Raw genomic sequence first — 14169 nt, forward strand, 5'->3', positions numbered from 1 at the left:
TGAAGGCAGGCACGAAACGTCGAAGTTCCTTACTCGCATCCAGTGATCCCGAGACCGATAGACTGCAGCGCTGGCAAGGATCTTTGTCCTTGTGATTGTTCAGTTCATGCGCTGTCCGAAAATCGTGCGCCGTGGGCGGGTCATTTCGCACAAGACGGTAGACCACCTTTTGTATCTTCTGCGCGCTATGGGGCGGGCAGCCAAGGGGCAGATAGTCCTCGTACGAATCGGGCAGCTGAACCAATTCTTTTCCAATGGAGGGAAGCCCAGTTTGCCCCTCCGAGCTCTTTGCCATAGTCCCATCGGACAAGCTTGTAAGCGCGCCTATATCCTTACCTGCCATTTCTTACTACCCGTTTTTTCCAGCATGTCTGCATATGCTAATCTAGAAGAGCCGGAAGTAATAGCTGCGTCAACGGTCGACTGATAAACCTCGTGAACAGCCTTCGATTGCGGCCTACCGGACCGAATTGCCCCAGGTCAGCGTTGCTGGTATCCAGCGGGACATCGAAGGGAGGCATTTCGCCTTCCTGCCTTGCGCCCGGCCACATTGGGCTTCAGCCGGTGGATGGCTAGCCTATTATGCCCGCAAGCTACGTTGGATTGTACGCTTCATACAGATATTCGGCGAAAGACGGGGCACTAGGCCCCGCCCTTCATTCGGTTCTCCCGCCGCCATAGCGGTTGTAGGTTCGTGTAGTAACAAAGCTGGATAAGGTGGTCTAAGTCCCTGGCGTTTGCCAGCGGCTCTATGTGGTCAACCTCCCACTGCCGGTAGCTGTCCCACGACATGCCGATCCGAAACTGTGACGCAATATGGTCTCGGAGCTTGGAGTGGTTGCAGCCGAGCGCATAGGAGGGGCTAGCGCGCCCACCAAGGGCCATTCCGGTTCGGCGGAGGGTATTCCTGTACATTCTGAATGAGGGTTCTCTAATCCCTCTCAGCAGCTCGCGTTGCCGCGCCTGTTTGGCATTGCAAGCGACGCATTGCCGGTTGCCCACGAAGCGTTCTGCGCGGTGACCTTCTTTGCAGGACTGCCCCGTATAAAAACGAGAAAGGCCGCTCGCGGCGGCCTCTTTTCTACCCAGCACGATAGGCGTGCCGACACTCAGTACTAACATTCAAGTCTCCTATTGTTTGGTGAAATAGGCCTCCTTTCCGCGTCCAGTTTGTGAGTGGTAACTGACCCTGTACGCTTCCAATTTTCTAGCCAACGCAGACGATTGCTGGCGCAGCTTGGTTGTCATCCGTTCCAAGCTGGACGAATTGATCCCTAAGGCCTTTGCGATTTCAGATTTGGTGTAAGGACCTGGGTCCGCGGTCTCGAAATAGTCGGTCAGTTTGACCTCAGTCGGGACTTTGCGTGCCTTCCGCTTGGTGGCACCTGAGAGCCAGTTCGCTAGCCGTATGCCGGGCATCTGCTGTTGGATTGCGTGTACAACAGCTTGTCCAGTGGTCCCGCTCGGCAAGAGCATGTAGATGTCCGTTGGCTTGCAATTTCCATCTGCATCAGTGGCGTTCCGGCATTGGATACGATTGATGGCCTGGACCACACTCCTGGCTACGAACCCATCGCCCAATGCAGGCCGTATGTCCGTGTGCTTTTCGTACTTACGATTTCCGGAGAACCACTCGTCCGATTGTCGTCCCTGATGCGCAATGAACCTCTGAGCGGGTTCTATGTCATCCAGATAAGGGAGGCCGAATAGAATCGCAGCCTCGCAGCTGTTCCAATCATTCTTACCGTCCAGGTTGCCCCAATTGTCGAAATGTACGCTTCCGTCCCTAGGCCGGTAGGGCTCGATGGAGGGTAGGGCGCTCTTGTGTGCACAAACTAGGACTCGCTTTCCAGCTAGTTGCTTCGACACGTCGCCCCAGACAACAGCCCACTCCTTCGCCGCATGCTGCGCGAGATGTTCCTTGCCGACCCTGTGTCCGTAGGAAACGTGCAGGGTGACATTGCGATAGCTACGTATTCCGGGTGGACGCGGCAAAACATCAACCTGCCGACTCATGATCGAATAAACGGGGTCTACGTCCGCAGTCGCATCTAAGATGACGCCGTGTGCTCCATCGACACCGAGGAGTGACCTGGAGCTGTGCAACTGAATCCGTCCACCGCGTCTGCTTGTCCATCCGTGGCCGATACGGGCTATCGCTTGTAACTGGTCTATTTGCTCAAGATATTGAGGTTTGGATGATCTCTCGACGCGCGAAGCCAGTTCGGTTTTCGTAGCCGGTCTGTGCTCAATTAGTTTGGCAAATGCATCGTCCGAAGTGCCATCAATGCCTGCCCTCAATCCGCTCAGATCAATCCGTGCCAAGATGTCGAAGCACTCAGCATCGAGCACTCGATCAGATCGGCCAAGGTCTGTGTCCGTGAGGCGGATTGAGAAAGCGAATAACTGCTCGGCAGCAGTTCGCAGTTCGCCATGCATGGCTCTCGCAAGATCGCCGGACATTGACCGTAGATTGCTAGCGATGAGACTGTAGGTATCAGCCCAGTCGAAAGCTTCATCGATAACTATCCAATCGCGCTTACCTCCGTGGTAGCTCAACAACCTATTTGATTTGTCGGTCAAGCGAGTATCCGCAATCTCCAACAGAGCCAGCCTGTAGGCGGCATGTGTGGTGATAACCACTGGAGCGAATGCAAGTTGATCGTTAGTCGCGGGAGCGTTGTTGTGTACCGGTCTAGCCATCGGCCAACCAGCAAGCTCGTTGATACCATCTGCTAGTTTGTCCGCTTCCTGTCGGAACTTTGTGACGATGAGCGCTCCTGGGTGCTGTATAAGGTCCTGCATCGAGCAAAGAACTTTCAGGGCCTCAGTCTTGCCTGATCCGGTAGGCAACTGGACAACCTGCCAGCGCACTGGGTCAGTGTTACGACTGCAAATGGCTTGTGCGAGCTGTTTCCAACCCTCCGTCAAGGCATTCGAGCCAACTAGTCCAAGGGATTGTTTCCAGTGGCTGTTCATTTGGTTAGTAAAAGATGTGAGCATCTGTTCCTTTCTCTTGAGACAACAAAAAGGCCCACCGGCTCGCAAAGCCGGCAGGCCCAAATCTGAAAAGTCCCGCAGTTAGCTCTTAAGATAATTTAGGGACAAGTGAGGGAGTTTACGGGGAGGTGAAAAGCAGCCCGGTTATTCCTTATAGGGAGTAATATAGCAGCTAAGCTGGTCCGACGGGCCCATTTCTGATTTCCACATAGGGAGCAGCTACGCTGATCGGACTGATTTTCCACTTATGAGGGACAGCGGCATAGGGCTTCTCAGGGATAGGCTGTGTCACCTGGACGATCTCGGTAGTTCCAAACATTCCCCCAATCCGGCAGTTGCTGCCACGGTCCAGGCCATGGCACGGATATTGGTATTTAGCGCCAGTAGGAACGGCAGATCGCTTGGACCATAAGGAAGTGGCATCACCTCCCGTAGGTAGATGTCGGTTGCCCTCATGCTGGCATCCAACTTCGCTATCGCAACAGACACCATAGGCTTTTCGCGAAACCAACCCTTCTTGGCCATGCACATAATAACCACAGAAAGCTCCGTCCCATCTTGATAGCGAAGCGGTGCGGTTATGACGTCCTTGTGCTCGTCTGACGGGTACAATCCAAGCTGCGTCAGACATAGCTTTACCAATTCGGCAACGTAGTCAGGCATCACGAGTGCTGTGTTCGTCATGCCGCCACCTGCTGGCTGGCTTTCCTAAGTTTCGCAACGATATCTTCCGGCTTGAGATGCGTGTACCGGAACAGCATTCTTGGGTCCTTGTGCCCGCTGATGGCTGCGACCTCTGGTACGTTCAAGCCTAGCTCAAAAAACCGGCTTACAGCCTCATGCCTGAGGTCGTGGAATCTCAAGTCTATAATGCCCGGCTTGTCCTTTGCGGCTCTGCGCTTGCACCTTTCCCATGCAAGGCGGAACGCATTTGCCGAGACCGGAAACAGTCGGTCTGTAGTTGCCGTATCCATCAAGCTTCGCAGTATGACCACTGCGTTTTCAGACAACGGAATGGTGCGCGGAATGTCGGTCTTTGTTTCCGGTATCGACAGCAGGCCATTGGCTAGGTCGAGGTCCGCACGGCGTATGTTTAGAAGCTCTCCACGACGCATCCCAGTCTCGATCGCAAGCTTGATACCCGGCTCCAGCCATTCCGTCCGGCCATCTGCACAAGCAGTCAACAGCGCCGCAAACTCATCAGCATAAAGCCGCCTGCTACGTCCGCTAGCTGCCTTGGGCTTGCGCACGCTGGCTACTGGATTTGCATGTAAGGGTATGTCCCATTCACGCCGTGCGACCTCAAACACGGTGCGCAATAAGCCGAGTTCCCGTATGACCGTTCCGGCTTCTACCTCTCTTAGCCTCTTATCTCTGTACCGGGTGAATACCTGCGGCGTGATCCGAGCTAAGGTCAAGTTGCCCCAGTCGTACCGTAGGAAAACCTCTATCCGTTTGGCTTCCGAAGCATGGCCGCGCTTGGCCGGTGTTACATCACTCACGTAGCGGCGTAGTAGGTCTGCAACGGTTGTACGTTGTAAGGTGGATGGATCGTAAGCTAGCGCTGAGCGGTCTAGCTCCTGTTCGGTCTGTCTTATCCATCTCAACGCGTCAGCACGGTTGATGAAGGTTTTGCTTATTGGGGTATGCCCAGTGCGGCGGACCTGTGCCTGCCACTTGTCGTTTCGCTTGCGTAGAGACGCCATCGGCGCAGCTCCTTGTGACCAGATTGTGACTGGTTGCTTTGAGGAGCATTTCAAGGAATGAAGCGGTCGCTCGAAACCCTTGCTGTATAAGGGTTTGAGATGGCGCACCCGACAGGATTCGAACCTGTGACCTCTGCCTTCGGAGGGCAGCGCTCTATCCAGCTGAGCTACGGGTGCTTCCCGGGGAAACCGGAAAACGAACCAGCCGGTGAACCGGCAAGTCACGGCTTCTTAGCGGAAGCCGGCGCGAGCTTCAACGGGCAATTGGCAATTGGGCGGCGCGCCGGAGATCGAGCGTTGGACATGCCGACCAGACTCGAGCACTGTCGGGTCCTTTGCAGGCTCGCTGCCCTTTGGGAGCTCATCCCCTCAAAAAGGTCCACTGGGCTCTAGAGCCGGGCCCATCGTTGGTCATTCGAGAGGCGAGGGCTTTTCTTCCGCTGCCGACGATGCCTATTGCCCCGCCTCACCCTTCACCGTCCGCCGCCTCACCCCGCGCACGGCCCGTTTCGCCTTCTTCGCACCCGCCAGCTCGTTCATCGCATCCAGCTGCATCTGCTGCATTTCGGCGAGCCGTGTCCATTGGCGGGAGATGAGGTAGTCGAGTTTTTCGTGCAGGTGGCGCACTTCGAGCTCGGCCTTGAGGTTGACGCGGTATTCGTTGAAGGAGCGCAGGCGGTCTTTCACCTCCTGGCGCTTCTGGCTCATCATGATGACCGGCGCCTGGATGGCGGCGATGCAGGAGAGCAGGAGGTTGAGCAGGATGAAGGGGTAGGGGTCGAAGGCGCCATTCAAGCCCTCGAACAGATTGATGCCGATCCAGACCAGCAGCACGCTGGCAAACGAGATCAGGAACCACCAGCTGCCGCCGAAGGCGGCCATGTTGTCGGAGACGCGGTCGGGAAAGGTCCGGTGCTCCTCGAACTCCTCCTCACTGTTTTCGGAAATGGTGTCCTGTTTGGCGATCGATTCCACCACCTGGCGGTCGAGCTCCGAGAATTCGCCATGCTCCTGCTGCAGCAGCTCCTCCATATAGCGCATGCGGTAGCGGCCGAGCTCCTCGCGGCTGACGCGCGCGCCCTTGGGCAGGTCCGGGTGGTCCGATCGAATGCGATCGGCGAGGCTCGGGCGCAGCGTGTCGATGCGCACGAGGTCGCGCTTGCGGAATTTGCGGCCCGAGATCGCCGACGGTTTTTTCCTGGGCTTTATCCGCGACGCGCCGGGACCGGCTGGTTCGGAGTCCGGCACTTCGGGCGTGTCGAAATGCTCGTCCGAAACCTCGTGCGGATCCTCCTGCGCAATCGGCGCCTCGAAATATTCGCCGCCGCTGTCGTTCTCATTGTCGGCCGCCTTCTGCTCGGATGCCTTGGGAACGGTGCTCATGATGCTGGCTCCTGCTGTGGCGCTGATAGGGAGGATACGCCGAGGTGGCGGGGCATATCCACTGTCAGATTGCGCTGCCTATGCCATGGCTTCCAGACGATTGCATGACAGTGTGACAACAATAGCCGGCTGCGGTTTTGTGGCGGCTGTTGTTCGCGCGACGGCCGCCCCTTCGCTGGGCTGGGGTGGGCGGACGGACCTTCGCAGGCTAAGGGCGTTCGTCCTTCGAGAAGCCAAGCAGTTGGCTTTCGTCCGCCACGCGGACTACTCATAACCTACTGCTGTTCGGCGAACATCAGCCTGGTCTTGGTGGAATCCATCGTTGGCGACAGGCTGCGCTGGATCAGCGCCTCGACATGGTCGTTGCGCTGGCGGGCACTGTCGGCGCCCATCACCACCACGATCAGCTGGCGGCCGTCGGCATTGTAGGAAGTGACGATGTTGAAGCCGGAGGCCCTGATATAGCCGGTCTTGATGCCGTCGACGCCGCGCACCCGGCCGAGCATGTCGTTGTGGCCGCGCACGAGCTTGCCGCGGAACATGAAATCGCTTTCGGAGAAATAGTGGAAATGCTGCGGGAAGCGCTGGCGCAGCGCCATGCCGAGCACCGCCATGTCGCGCGCCGTCGTCATCTGGCCGTCATCGGGCAGGCCCGACGCGTTGCGGAAGGTGGTACTGGACATGCCGAGCGAACGCGCCTTGGAGGTCATCATCGCGGCGAACTGGTCCTCCGAGCCGCCAAGATATTCGCCGACCGCCACCGCCACGTCATTGGCGGATTTGACGACGATGGCGCGGATGGCGGAATCGACATCGATGCTCTCGCCGCGCCGGAAGCGCATCTTGGTCGGCGGCTGCGAGGCGGCATGATCGGAAACCGGGATCTGCGTTTCCTTGGTGACGCGGCCGGACTCCATTGCCTCGAACAGGAGGTAGAGCGTCATCATCTTGGTCAGCGAAGCCGGATAGCGCTGCGCCGTCGAGTTGACCTCGAACATCTGCTTGCCGGTCTTTGCGTCGACGACGATCGCGGCATATTTCTGCGGCGGCGCGGGCACGGCCAGCACGGAATCCGGCGGTGTCGTGGTCGAGCAGCCGGCGACCATCAGCAACAGGCCAAGGGCGACGAAAAGTCTCTGGAGGAGCGGAAAGGAACACAGTTTGGACAAGGGCAAGACGTTCTGGCGATGCTGTTGCTGAGATGAGGCGAAGCTAACGTAACGCGATTGGTGCGTCCATTTGGTTAATGGCTGATAGTCCCAGGATTGTCGAGTTCGGCCTGCCGCCCCGAAATCGCCGGTTTCCTGTCTTTCCTTGCCAACGCCGCGCTTCCCGTGGGAAGGGGCGTGGGCATCGGCTGGCTTGGGGGGGTGGCATGACGAACATCGGGGCCGGGGGCGCAGCGCCCTCGCTTATCAAGGCATCGCTCAGCCGCACCGGCAAATGGGCCGGAAGCATCGCCTTTGTCGGCGGCGCGGTCTCCGACATCCTCAATCCGCTGGCGCCGTTCGCGGCCTATATCGCGCTGGTCGCCTCGATCGCGGCGGTCATCATCGCCATCGCCATTGTGCTCAGGCTCGTGCTGGCGGCCAGGGCGCTGCCGGCGCTGGTGTTCGCCACCAGTGCGGCGGCGGTCGCCGGCGGCGTCTATGCCGTGCAGCAGCAGACCAATTCGCAGAACGGCGTCATCGCCGGCCTGGTGCCGGCGATCGCGCAGCTGCAGCAGTCGATAGGCATCGTCTCCGAAAAGGTGGCGAAGATCGAGCAGACGGTCACGCAGACGCAAAAGACCGTCGAAGAGGTCAAGAAATCGACCGACACGGTTGCACAGAAGACCGACCAGATCGCGTCCGTCCAGCAGCAGCAGACCCAGCAGGGCGCCGAGACGCAAAAGACCGTCGAAGCGGTCAAGCAGACGACCGAGACGCTCGTCGCCGGCCAGCAACAGCAGCAGGCCCAGGCGGAAAAGCTGCAGGCCACGACCGAGCAGATCGCCGCTTCGATCGACACCATCGCCAAGGGGTTTGCCCAACTGGCGGCGCAGGGCGGGGCGATCGCCGAGCCAAAGCGGCCGGACGAATTCTACCACAATGCCCGCGTCTACGAATTGTCCGGCGACATGCTCAATGCCCGGCGCTCCTACCTCGCCTTCGCCGGCTTCGACGTCGACGCCATCGACCCCTATACGCGCTTTGCCACGCTGCTTCGGGTGCAGGACGGCAAGGCGGGTGCCCGTGAAGTGTTCGGGCAGCTTGCCGACAAGGGCAAGGCGCTGTCGATCAAGCTGGTGCATATATTGCAGTTCGATGATGCCCAGCGCCTCGACAAGCTCAACGCCTTCATCGCGGCCAATCCCGACTACGTGCCGGCCTATTACCTCCTGGCGCAGGAGTTCTCGGAAGACCGCCTCGGCAGCCAGACGCTGGCCGACAAGCGCAGCGAAGCCCAAGCGCTGACCAAATTCGTCTCCTACGAAAAGGATGGCGGGCTGCTCAAATATTTCGTCGACCAGACCCAGCTGGCCGACTGGCTGGACCGCAGCCACAGCCGGCTGGCGGCTTTGGGCGAAGTGCTCGACCCGCGCTTTGTGCCTTCGCTGACGCCGATGCGCTCGAACCAGGGCTGGTCGATGACCATTTCGCTGCCCGAGCCGGCAACCGCGATTTCCTGGCGGCTCGGCACCAGCGGCCCCTTCACCGACACCGGTTTCCTGGCGATGAACGACCAGACCACCGGCAAGCCGATGGCCAATCCGAGCTTTGAACTGCCTGGCAGCACGGCGGCGACCACGATCGCGATAAAATATCTCGACATCAGGGGCCGCGAGACCGGTCCGTTCGACATCCGCTTCGACCCCGACATAGCGCTGCAGCAAGGTGACAAGCAGATCCTCGACCAGTTCTGGACGTCGTGGATCGCCTTCGACTCCGGCGGCAATCACGGCCTGGTCTATTTCACCCAGATGCTGTCCTACCGCTGCGCCATCAAGGAGGTGCACTACAGCCTGAACGGTGCAGCGCTCGACAAGTCGCTCGAGATACCGCCTTGCGACAAGAAGGACCCCTACGCCATCCCCTACGACGCCAAGGGCTATTTCAAGGTCGCCGACAGCGTGAAATCGATGTCGGTGCAGGTGACCTATACCGACGGGACGAAATCGCCGGTGCGGGAGTACAAGCGGCAGTAGCTGATGCGAAATGCCGATTGCGGTGCTTGCGCAACCCGCGCTGAAAGGGTTCTGTTCGCGGCTTCGGATTCGGTGAGAGCGCAATGAACATCAGCACGATCAAGGCCAAAGGTATTTCGGTTTCGCTCGATCTCACTGTCGGCCACATCGCCGACATGGTCGTCGATAGCTCCGGAAGGCAGCTTCGGCCACTGCACCGCGCCCCTTGGGTCGACACGGGCGAGACGCTGCCGAAGGACCTGCCGCAAGGCACGGTCCGGTTGTCCGGCGATTTCCTCTGCGCGCCGTTTTCGCGCAGCGATGTCGAAGAGGCGCCGCTACATGGCTGGACGGCCAACAGCGCCTGGGATGTCGTGGACAGCAACGCCACGCGGGATGGCTGGCGCGCGGTCTTCCGGCTGCGGCACAAGGTCATGGGCGCCAGCGTCGACAAGATTTTTACACTCATCGACGGCCATCCCTTCCTCTACCAGGAACATGTGTTTTCCGGCGGCTCCGGCGCGATTTCCGTCGCCCATCACCCGATGACGGTGATGAAAGGCGGCGGCCGGCTGGCCTTTTCGCCGAGGCGCTTTGCAGCGACATTAGCCGATCCGCTGGAGCCCGATCCCGCGCGCGGCCGCTACATGCTGGCCTATCCGGCGCGGTCGGCCGAGCTCGGCCGGTTTCCCGCCGCCGGCGGCGGCATGCTCGACCTGGCAGAATACCGCATGGATGACCGGCGCGAGGATTTCGTCACCCTGGTCGAGGCCGATCATGGCGGGCCGGGCTGGACGGCGCTGGCGCGCCAGGCCGAGGGCGACCTCGTGCTGGTGCTGAAGAACCCGGCCGAACTGCCGGTCACCATGCTATGGCTCAGCAATGGCGGGCGCGACTACGCGCCCTGGAGCGGGCGTCATCTGGGCGTGCTCGGCATCGAGGACGGCCGCACGGCGGTCGGCCACGCCGCCTCGATTGGCGGCAACTGGCTGAAGCGCGAGGGTGTGGCGACCGCCTTTGCGCTCGGCGAGGGTCGAAGCTTTTCGTTCCGCCATGTCATCGGCGCCATGCCCCTGTCCGGCGGCACCCCGCCAGGGGAAATCACCGCCGCCGAGGGTCGCATGCGGCTTGCCGCGGGCAGATCGAGCTGGGACGTGCCCTTCGACAGCGATTTCCTGCGCATCGGCCAGCCCGTCCCTGCCTGAGCGGGGATTGCGCGAGCGCGGGGTTTGAAATTTCCGTGAACTGCCGCCAAGATGCGGCGGAAACATCGTGCCGGTCATCCAGGCAAGTGAGGCTTCCCATGTCCGAAATCGCCCATCTCGCCGCCACCATCTTCAAGCGCGCCGGCAAGGCAAAGCGCTTCATCGTCGCCATCGCCGGGCCGCCGGGGGCTGGAAAGTCGACATTGTCGGCCGGCCTGCATGACCTGTTGCCGGAAGGGGCGGTGGAAGTCGTGCCTATGGACGGCTTCCATTATGACGACATCGTGCTCAATGCGCGCGGCCTGCGCGCCCGAAAAGGGGCGCCGGAAACCTTCGACTTTGCCGGCTTCGAGGCCCTGCTGAGGCGCATCCGGGCCGGCGAACCCGAGATCGCGATTCCCGTCTTCGACCGCGACATGGAATTGTCGCGCGCCGCGGCGGCGATCGTCGGCACCGAGACGAAATTCATCCTGGTCGAAGGCAATTATCTTCTGCTCGACGAAGAGCCGTGGTCACGGCTGGCGCCGCTGTTCGACTTCTCGATCTTCGTCGAGGTGCCGCGCAATGAACTCGAGCGGCGCCTGGTGGAGCGCTGGCACGGCCATGGCCGCTCCGATGAGGATGCCCGCGCCTGGATCGCCTCAAACGACATGCCCAACATCGAACGCGTGTTGGGCCGGCGCCGGGCCGCCGATCTGGTCATTGGTTAACACGCTTAATTTTCGGTATTTCTGGACGGGAACCTTAAGGGTTTCGCGCCGTTATGTCCGGGAACCCATTTGTCGGGCGTAAGGGATTTTCCGATGGCAACCAAGGCAAGAAAACCCGCAGCCGCCAAGACCAGGACGGCAAAGGCCAGCCCAGCGACAGCCGGTGCAGGCGCGGCTATCGCCGAGCGCTCGAAAGACGCCAAACCCGCTTTCGGCAAGGCCGCGCCGAGGAAGGTCGTGCCTGCCGCCAAGACGCCAAGCCCGCGCAAGGCGGCGAAGGGCAAACAAAGTGCCGTCCGGACGGTGGCAAGCGTAGCCGCCGGCGCGGTGGTCGCTACCGCGCGCGGTGCCGTCTCGCTAGCCGCCTCCGTGATCGGCAAGGGCGGTTCGAAGGCCAAGGCGAAGTAGCAGGTTCTGCATCGCCGGGTAGCCAGGGGCAATCGCCCGTAGGCCAGTTTCAGTCCCTTACCGGAATGGTCAGGCCCTTCTGCACCGCCGGCCGGGCCAAGCCGCGCTCCAGCCAAGCCGCCACATTGGCGAAATCGTCGAAGCCGACGAGTTCGCGCGCATCATAGAAGCCGATCAGGTTGCGAACCCAGCCGAGCAGCGAAATGTCGGCGATGGTGTAGTCGTTGCCCATGATCCATTTGCGGCCCTTCAGCCTGCCGTCGAGCACACCGATCAGCCGCCGCGATTCGTCGCGGTAGCGCTCCAGCGGGCGCTTATCGGCGATCTCGCGGCCGGCGAATTTGTGGAAGAATCCGACCTGGCCGAACATCGGCCCGACAGAGGCCATCTGGAAGAAGACCCACTGGATCGTCTCGTAGCGCCGCGCCGCGTCCGCCGGTATGAGCAGGCCGGTCTTTTCGGCGAGATAGAGCAGGATGGCGCCGGATTCGAACAGACCGATCGGCTTGCCGTCCGGGCCGTCGGGATCGATGATCGCCGGAATCTTGCCATTGGGATTGAGCGACAGGAATTCCGGCGTCCAGCTTTCGTTCTTGCCGATGTTGATCAGATGTGGCTCGTAGGGCAGGCCGATCTCTTCCAAGGCGATCGAGACCTTCACCCCGTTCGGCGTTGTCGCCGAGTAAAGCTGGATCCGGTCCGGATGCTTGGCCGGCCAACGGGTTGCGATCGGAAAGGCGGACAGGTCGGCCATCGAGAGACTCCTGAGCGGGGATTTGCGCCAAAGGCGCACGGTGTTGGCGGGTGGCCAAGAATTAGGCGCACAGCCAGGCGGGATCAATATGGCGGCGACAGTTTCGCCATGCACGGGCAGTCAACCGAATCGAACGCGGCGGCATGGTGTGCGACCGCCATGGCGCTCATCCCCCTGGGCAGGCATTGACCACACCCGGAATCAGATGGCCTTGAACGCCAGCACCGCGTTGGTGCCGCCGAAAGCAAAGCCGTTGCTGATCGCGGCGCGCACCTTGCGCTCGCGCGCGACATTGGGCGTCACGTCGAGATCGCAATCGGGATCGGGTTCGCGGTAATTCGCGGTCGGCGGCACGACGCCCTCGCGGATAGCCATGACGCAGGCGATCATCTCCAGTCCGCCCGATGCGCCCAGGCAATGGGCATGCATCGACTTGGTCGATGAGACCGACAGCGAGCGTGCATGCTCGCCAAAGACGCGCTTGATCGCGTTGGTCTCGATCTGGTCGTTGGCCTTGGTGCCGGTGCCGTGCGCGTTGAGATAGTCGATGTCCTCGGGATTGAGCCCGGCATCGGCCAGGCAGAAGCGCATTGCCGCTTCCGGTCCCTCGATGGTTGGAGCAACGATGTCCGAGGCATCGGCGGAAAGACCGGCGCCGGCGATTTCGGCAAGGATGGTTGCGCCGCGCGCCATGGCGTGATCGTAGCTTTCCAGAACCGCCATGCCGGCGCCCTCACCGAGCACCAGGCCCTGGCGATCGGCCGAGAACGGCCGGCAGGTATCGGGAGACAGCACGCGCAAAGCCTCCCAGCCCTTGAGCACTCCCCAGACCAGCGGCGCGTCGGTGCCGCCGGCCACCATGACGTCGGCGCGGCCGAGCCTGATCTGGTCGACCGCCGAGGCGATCGCGTGATTGGCCGACGAACAGGCAGAAGTGACGCCGAAGACCGGCCCGCGCAGGCCAAGGTGCATGCTGACCTGGCCCGCGGCGGCTCCCGGCATGACCCTGGGCACGGTGAAGATGCCGGCGCGATTCTTGCCCTCGATAAGGATGGCGCGATAGTTTTCCTCAACCGTCTCGAAGCCACAGACGCCGACGCCGACAATGGTTCCCATGCGATAGGTGTTGTCGGCATGCGTAGCCAGTCCCGACTGTTGCAGGGCTTCGCGGGCGGCGAGCACCGCCAGCAGGCTGAAGCGGTCCATCGACACCAGCTGCTTGCGCTCGATGCCGTGATCGGGCAGCGCCTTGATCTCGCAGCCGGTCTTCACCTTCAGGTCGTGCAGGAAGGGATTGTCGATCGGACCTATCGCCGAGCGTCCGGCGCGCATCTCGCCCCAGATCGCCGGCACATCGGTGCCGAGCCCGCATAGCCCGCCAAGGCCGGTGATGACGACGCGTCTCAGCATTCGGTTAGGCTTTTTTCGCGATCAGCGCGCGAACGGCCTCGACCATGTCGCCAACATTCTTCAGATTGCTCCAGGCATCGACCGTGTTCATCTCGATCTCGATGCCATATTCCTCCTCAAGGTCGAAGATGATTTCGGTCAGTTCCAGCGAATGGATGCCGAGCGCCGTCAATTCGGTGTTGGTGGTGATTTCCTCGCCGCCAGGCTCGGCATGGGCCTTGATCTTCTCGATGATATCCGTTGCCAGTTGGTCAGCCATTCGGTTTCTTCCCCACTTTGTCGTTTCCCGACGCCAACTGAACAGCGCCTTCTTGTCCTCGATATCAGGCCGCGATCGTCGCCTCATACCCCCGCCAAGCATCGCTTGACCGTACCGAGGTGGCTCCCTCTATAGAAACGGAAACGCCATCAAGCAACAAGCTATATA

At 60.8% G+C, this 14169-nt stretch carries 12 protein-coding genes and 1 tRNA gene; 4 read left to right on the forward strand and 9 right to left on the reverse strand.

Annotated elements, in window-relative coordinates; all coding sequences use genetic code 11:
* Positions 1–1131 precede the first annotated feature (1131 nt).
* From FJ977_RS09020 to FJ977_RS09045, 6 genes are all read right to left on the reverse strand, one after another.
* Entirely contained in the window at positions 1132–3003 is a 1872-nt protein-coding gene (locus FJ977_RS09020) for a hypothetical protein (protein WP_140770572.1), read from the reverse strand.
* 285 nt (positions 3004–3288) lie between these two features.
* The gene (locus FJ977_RS09025; protein ID WP_140770574.1) at positions 3289–3684 is read right to left on the reverse strand and encodes a hypothetical protein; all 396 of its coding nucleotides are present in this window, start codon (positions 3682–3684) and stop codon (positions 3289–3291) included.
* Positions 3681–4706: a site-specific integrase gene (locus FJ977_RS09030; RefSeq protein ID WP_140770576.1), complete on the reverse strand. Its 1026-nt coding sequence runs from the start codon at positions 4704–4706 to the stop codon at positions 3681–3683. The genes FJ977_RS09025 and FJ977_RS09030 overlap by 4 nt, the downstream gene beginning before the upstream one ends.
* A 100-nt stretch (positions 4707–4806) precedes the next feature.
* Positions 4807–4883 (reverse strand) — tRNA-Arg (locus FJ977_RS09035).
* 276 nt (positions 4884–5159) lie between these two features.
* Positions 5160–6089 (reverse strand): DUF1003 domain-containing protein, encoded by a 930-nt coding sequence (locus FJ977_RS09040; protein WP_140770578.1) that lies wholly within the window; start codon positions 6087–6089, stop codon positions 5160–5162.
* A gap of 275 nt (positions 6090–6364) precedes the next feature.
* Entirely contained in the window at positions 6365–7258 is an 894-nt protein-coding gene (locus tag FJ977_RS09045) for a D-alanyl-D-alanine carboxypeptidase family protein (protein WP_140770580.1), read from the reverse strand.
* A 206-nt stretch (positions 7259–7464) separates the two neighbouring features.
* On the opposite strand from FJ977_RS09045, the gene FJ977_RS09050 reads away from it, so the two are divergent.
* The 4 genes from FJ977_RS09050 to FJ977_RS09065 all read left to right on the forward strand — a co-directional run bounded on the left by FJ977_RS09050 (position 7465) and on the right by FJ977_RS09065 (position 11578).
* Complete coding sequence (locus FJ977_RS09050; RefSeq protein ID WP_181179717.1) at positions 7465–9276, forward strand: methyl-accepting chemotaxis protein; 1812 nt, start codon at positions 7465–7467, stop codon at positions 9274–9276.
* Between the two features lie 83 nt (positions 9277–9359).
* Complete coding sequence (locus FJ977_RS09055; protein ID WP_140770584.1) at positions 9360–10460, forward strand: hypothetical protein; 1101 nt, start codon at positions 9360–9362, stop codon at positions 10458–10460.
* Between the two features lie 98 nt (positions 10461–10558).
* On the forward strand, positions 10559–11170 hold the full coding sequence (locus FJ977_RS09060) for a nucleoside triphosphate hydrolase (RefSeq protein ID WP_140770586.1): 612 nt from the start codon (positions 10559–10561) through the stop codon (positions 11168–11170).
* Between the two features lie 93 nt (positions 11171–11263).
* Positions 11264–11578: a hypothetical protein gene (locus tag FJ977_RS09065; RefSeq protein WP_140770588.1), complete on the forward strand. Its 315-nt coding sequence runs from the start codon at positions 11264–11266 to the stop codon at positions 11576–11578.
* Between the two features lie 49 nt (positions 11579–11627).
* Here the strand turns inward: FJ977_RS09065 and FJ977_RS09070 are convergent, their stop codons facing one another.
* The 3 genes from FJ977_RS09070 to FJ977_RS09080 form a co-directional block, all read right to left on the reverse strand.
* A complete protein-coding gene (locus FJ977_RS09070; RefSeq protein ID WP_140770590.1) occupies positions 11628–12332 on the reverse strand; it encodes a glutathione S-transferase N-terminal domain-containing protein in 705 nt (234 codons plus the stop codon).
* Between the two features lie 201 nt (positions 12333–12533).
* The gene (locus FJ977_RS09075) at positions 12534–13742 is read right to left on the reverse strand and encodes a beta-ketoacyl-[acyl-carrier-protein] synthase family protein (RefSeq protein ID WP_140770592.1); all 1209 of its coding nucleotides are present in this window, start codon (positions 13740–13742) and stop codon (positions 12534–12536) included.
* Between the two features lie 4 nt (positions 13743–13746).
* Complete coding sequence (locus FJ977_RS09080; RefSeq protein WP_056568590.1) at positions 13747–14001, reverse strand: acyl carrier protein; 255 nt, start codon at positions 13999–14001, stop codon at positions 13747–13749.
* Positions 14002–14169: the final 168 nt, after the last annotated feature.

Source organism: Mesorhizobium sp. B2-1-3A (assembly GCF_006442655.1).
GTDB lineage: Bacteria > Pseudomonadota > Alphaproteobacteria > Rhizobiales > Rhizobiaceae > Mesorhizobium.

What these genes read in the sequence shown, in the direction of transcription:
- FJ977_RS09060 (WP_140770586.1), top strand. Translation starts at nt 10,559, where the DNA reads ATGTCCGAAATCGCCCATCTCGCCGCCACCATCTTCAAGCGCGCCGGC.
- FJ977_RS09050 (WP_181179717.1), top strand. Translation starts at nt 7,465, where the DNA reads ATGACGAACATCGGGGCCGGGGGCGCAGCGCCCTCGCTTATCAAGGCA.
- FJ977_RS09025 (WP_140770574.1), bottom strand. Translation starts at nt 3,684, where the DNA reads ATGACGAACACAGCACTCGTGATGCCTGACTACGTTGCCGAATTGGTA.
- FJ977_RS09080 (WP_056568590.1), bottom strand. Translation starts at nt 14,001, where the DNA reads ATGGCTGACCAACTGGCAACGGATATCATCGAGAAGATCAAGGCCCAT.
- FJ977_RS09020 (WP_140770572.1), bottom strand. Translation starts at nt 3,003, where the DNA reads ATGCTCACATCTTTTACTAACCAAATGAACAGCCACTGGAAACAATCC.
- FJ977_RS09040 (WP_140770578.1), bottom strand. Translation starts at nt 6,089, where the DNA reads ATGAGCACCGTTCCCAAGGCATCCGAGCAGAAGGCGGCCGACAATGAG.
- FJ977_RS09075 (WP_140770592.1), bottom strand. Translation starts at nt 13,742, where the DNA reads ATGCTGAGACGCGTCGTCATCACCGGCCTTGGCGGGCTATGCGGGCTC.
- FJ977_RS09030 (WP_140770576.1), bottom strand. Translation starts at nt 4,706, where the DNA reads ATGGCGTCTCTACGCAAGCGAAACGACAAGTGGCAGGCACAGGTCCGC.
- FJ977_RS09055 (WP_140770584.1), top strand. Translation starts at nt 9,360, where the DNA reads ATGAACATCAGCACGATCAAGGCCAAAGGTATTTCGGTTTCGCTCGAT.
- FJ977_RS09065 (WP_140770588.1), top strand. Translation starts at nt 11,264, where the DNA reads ATGGCAACCAAGGCAAGAAAACCCGCAGCCGCCAAGACCAGGACGGCA.
- FJ977_RS09070 (WP_140770590.1), bottom strand. Translation starts at nt 12,332, where the DNA reads ATGGCCGACCTGTCCGCCTTTCCGATCGCAACCCGTTGGCCGGCCAAG.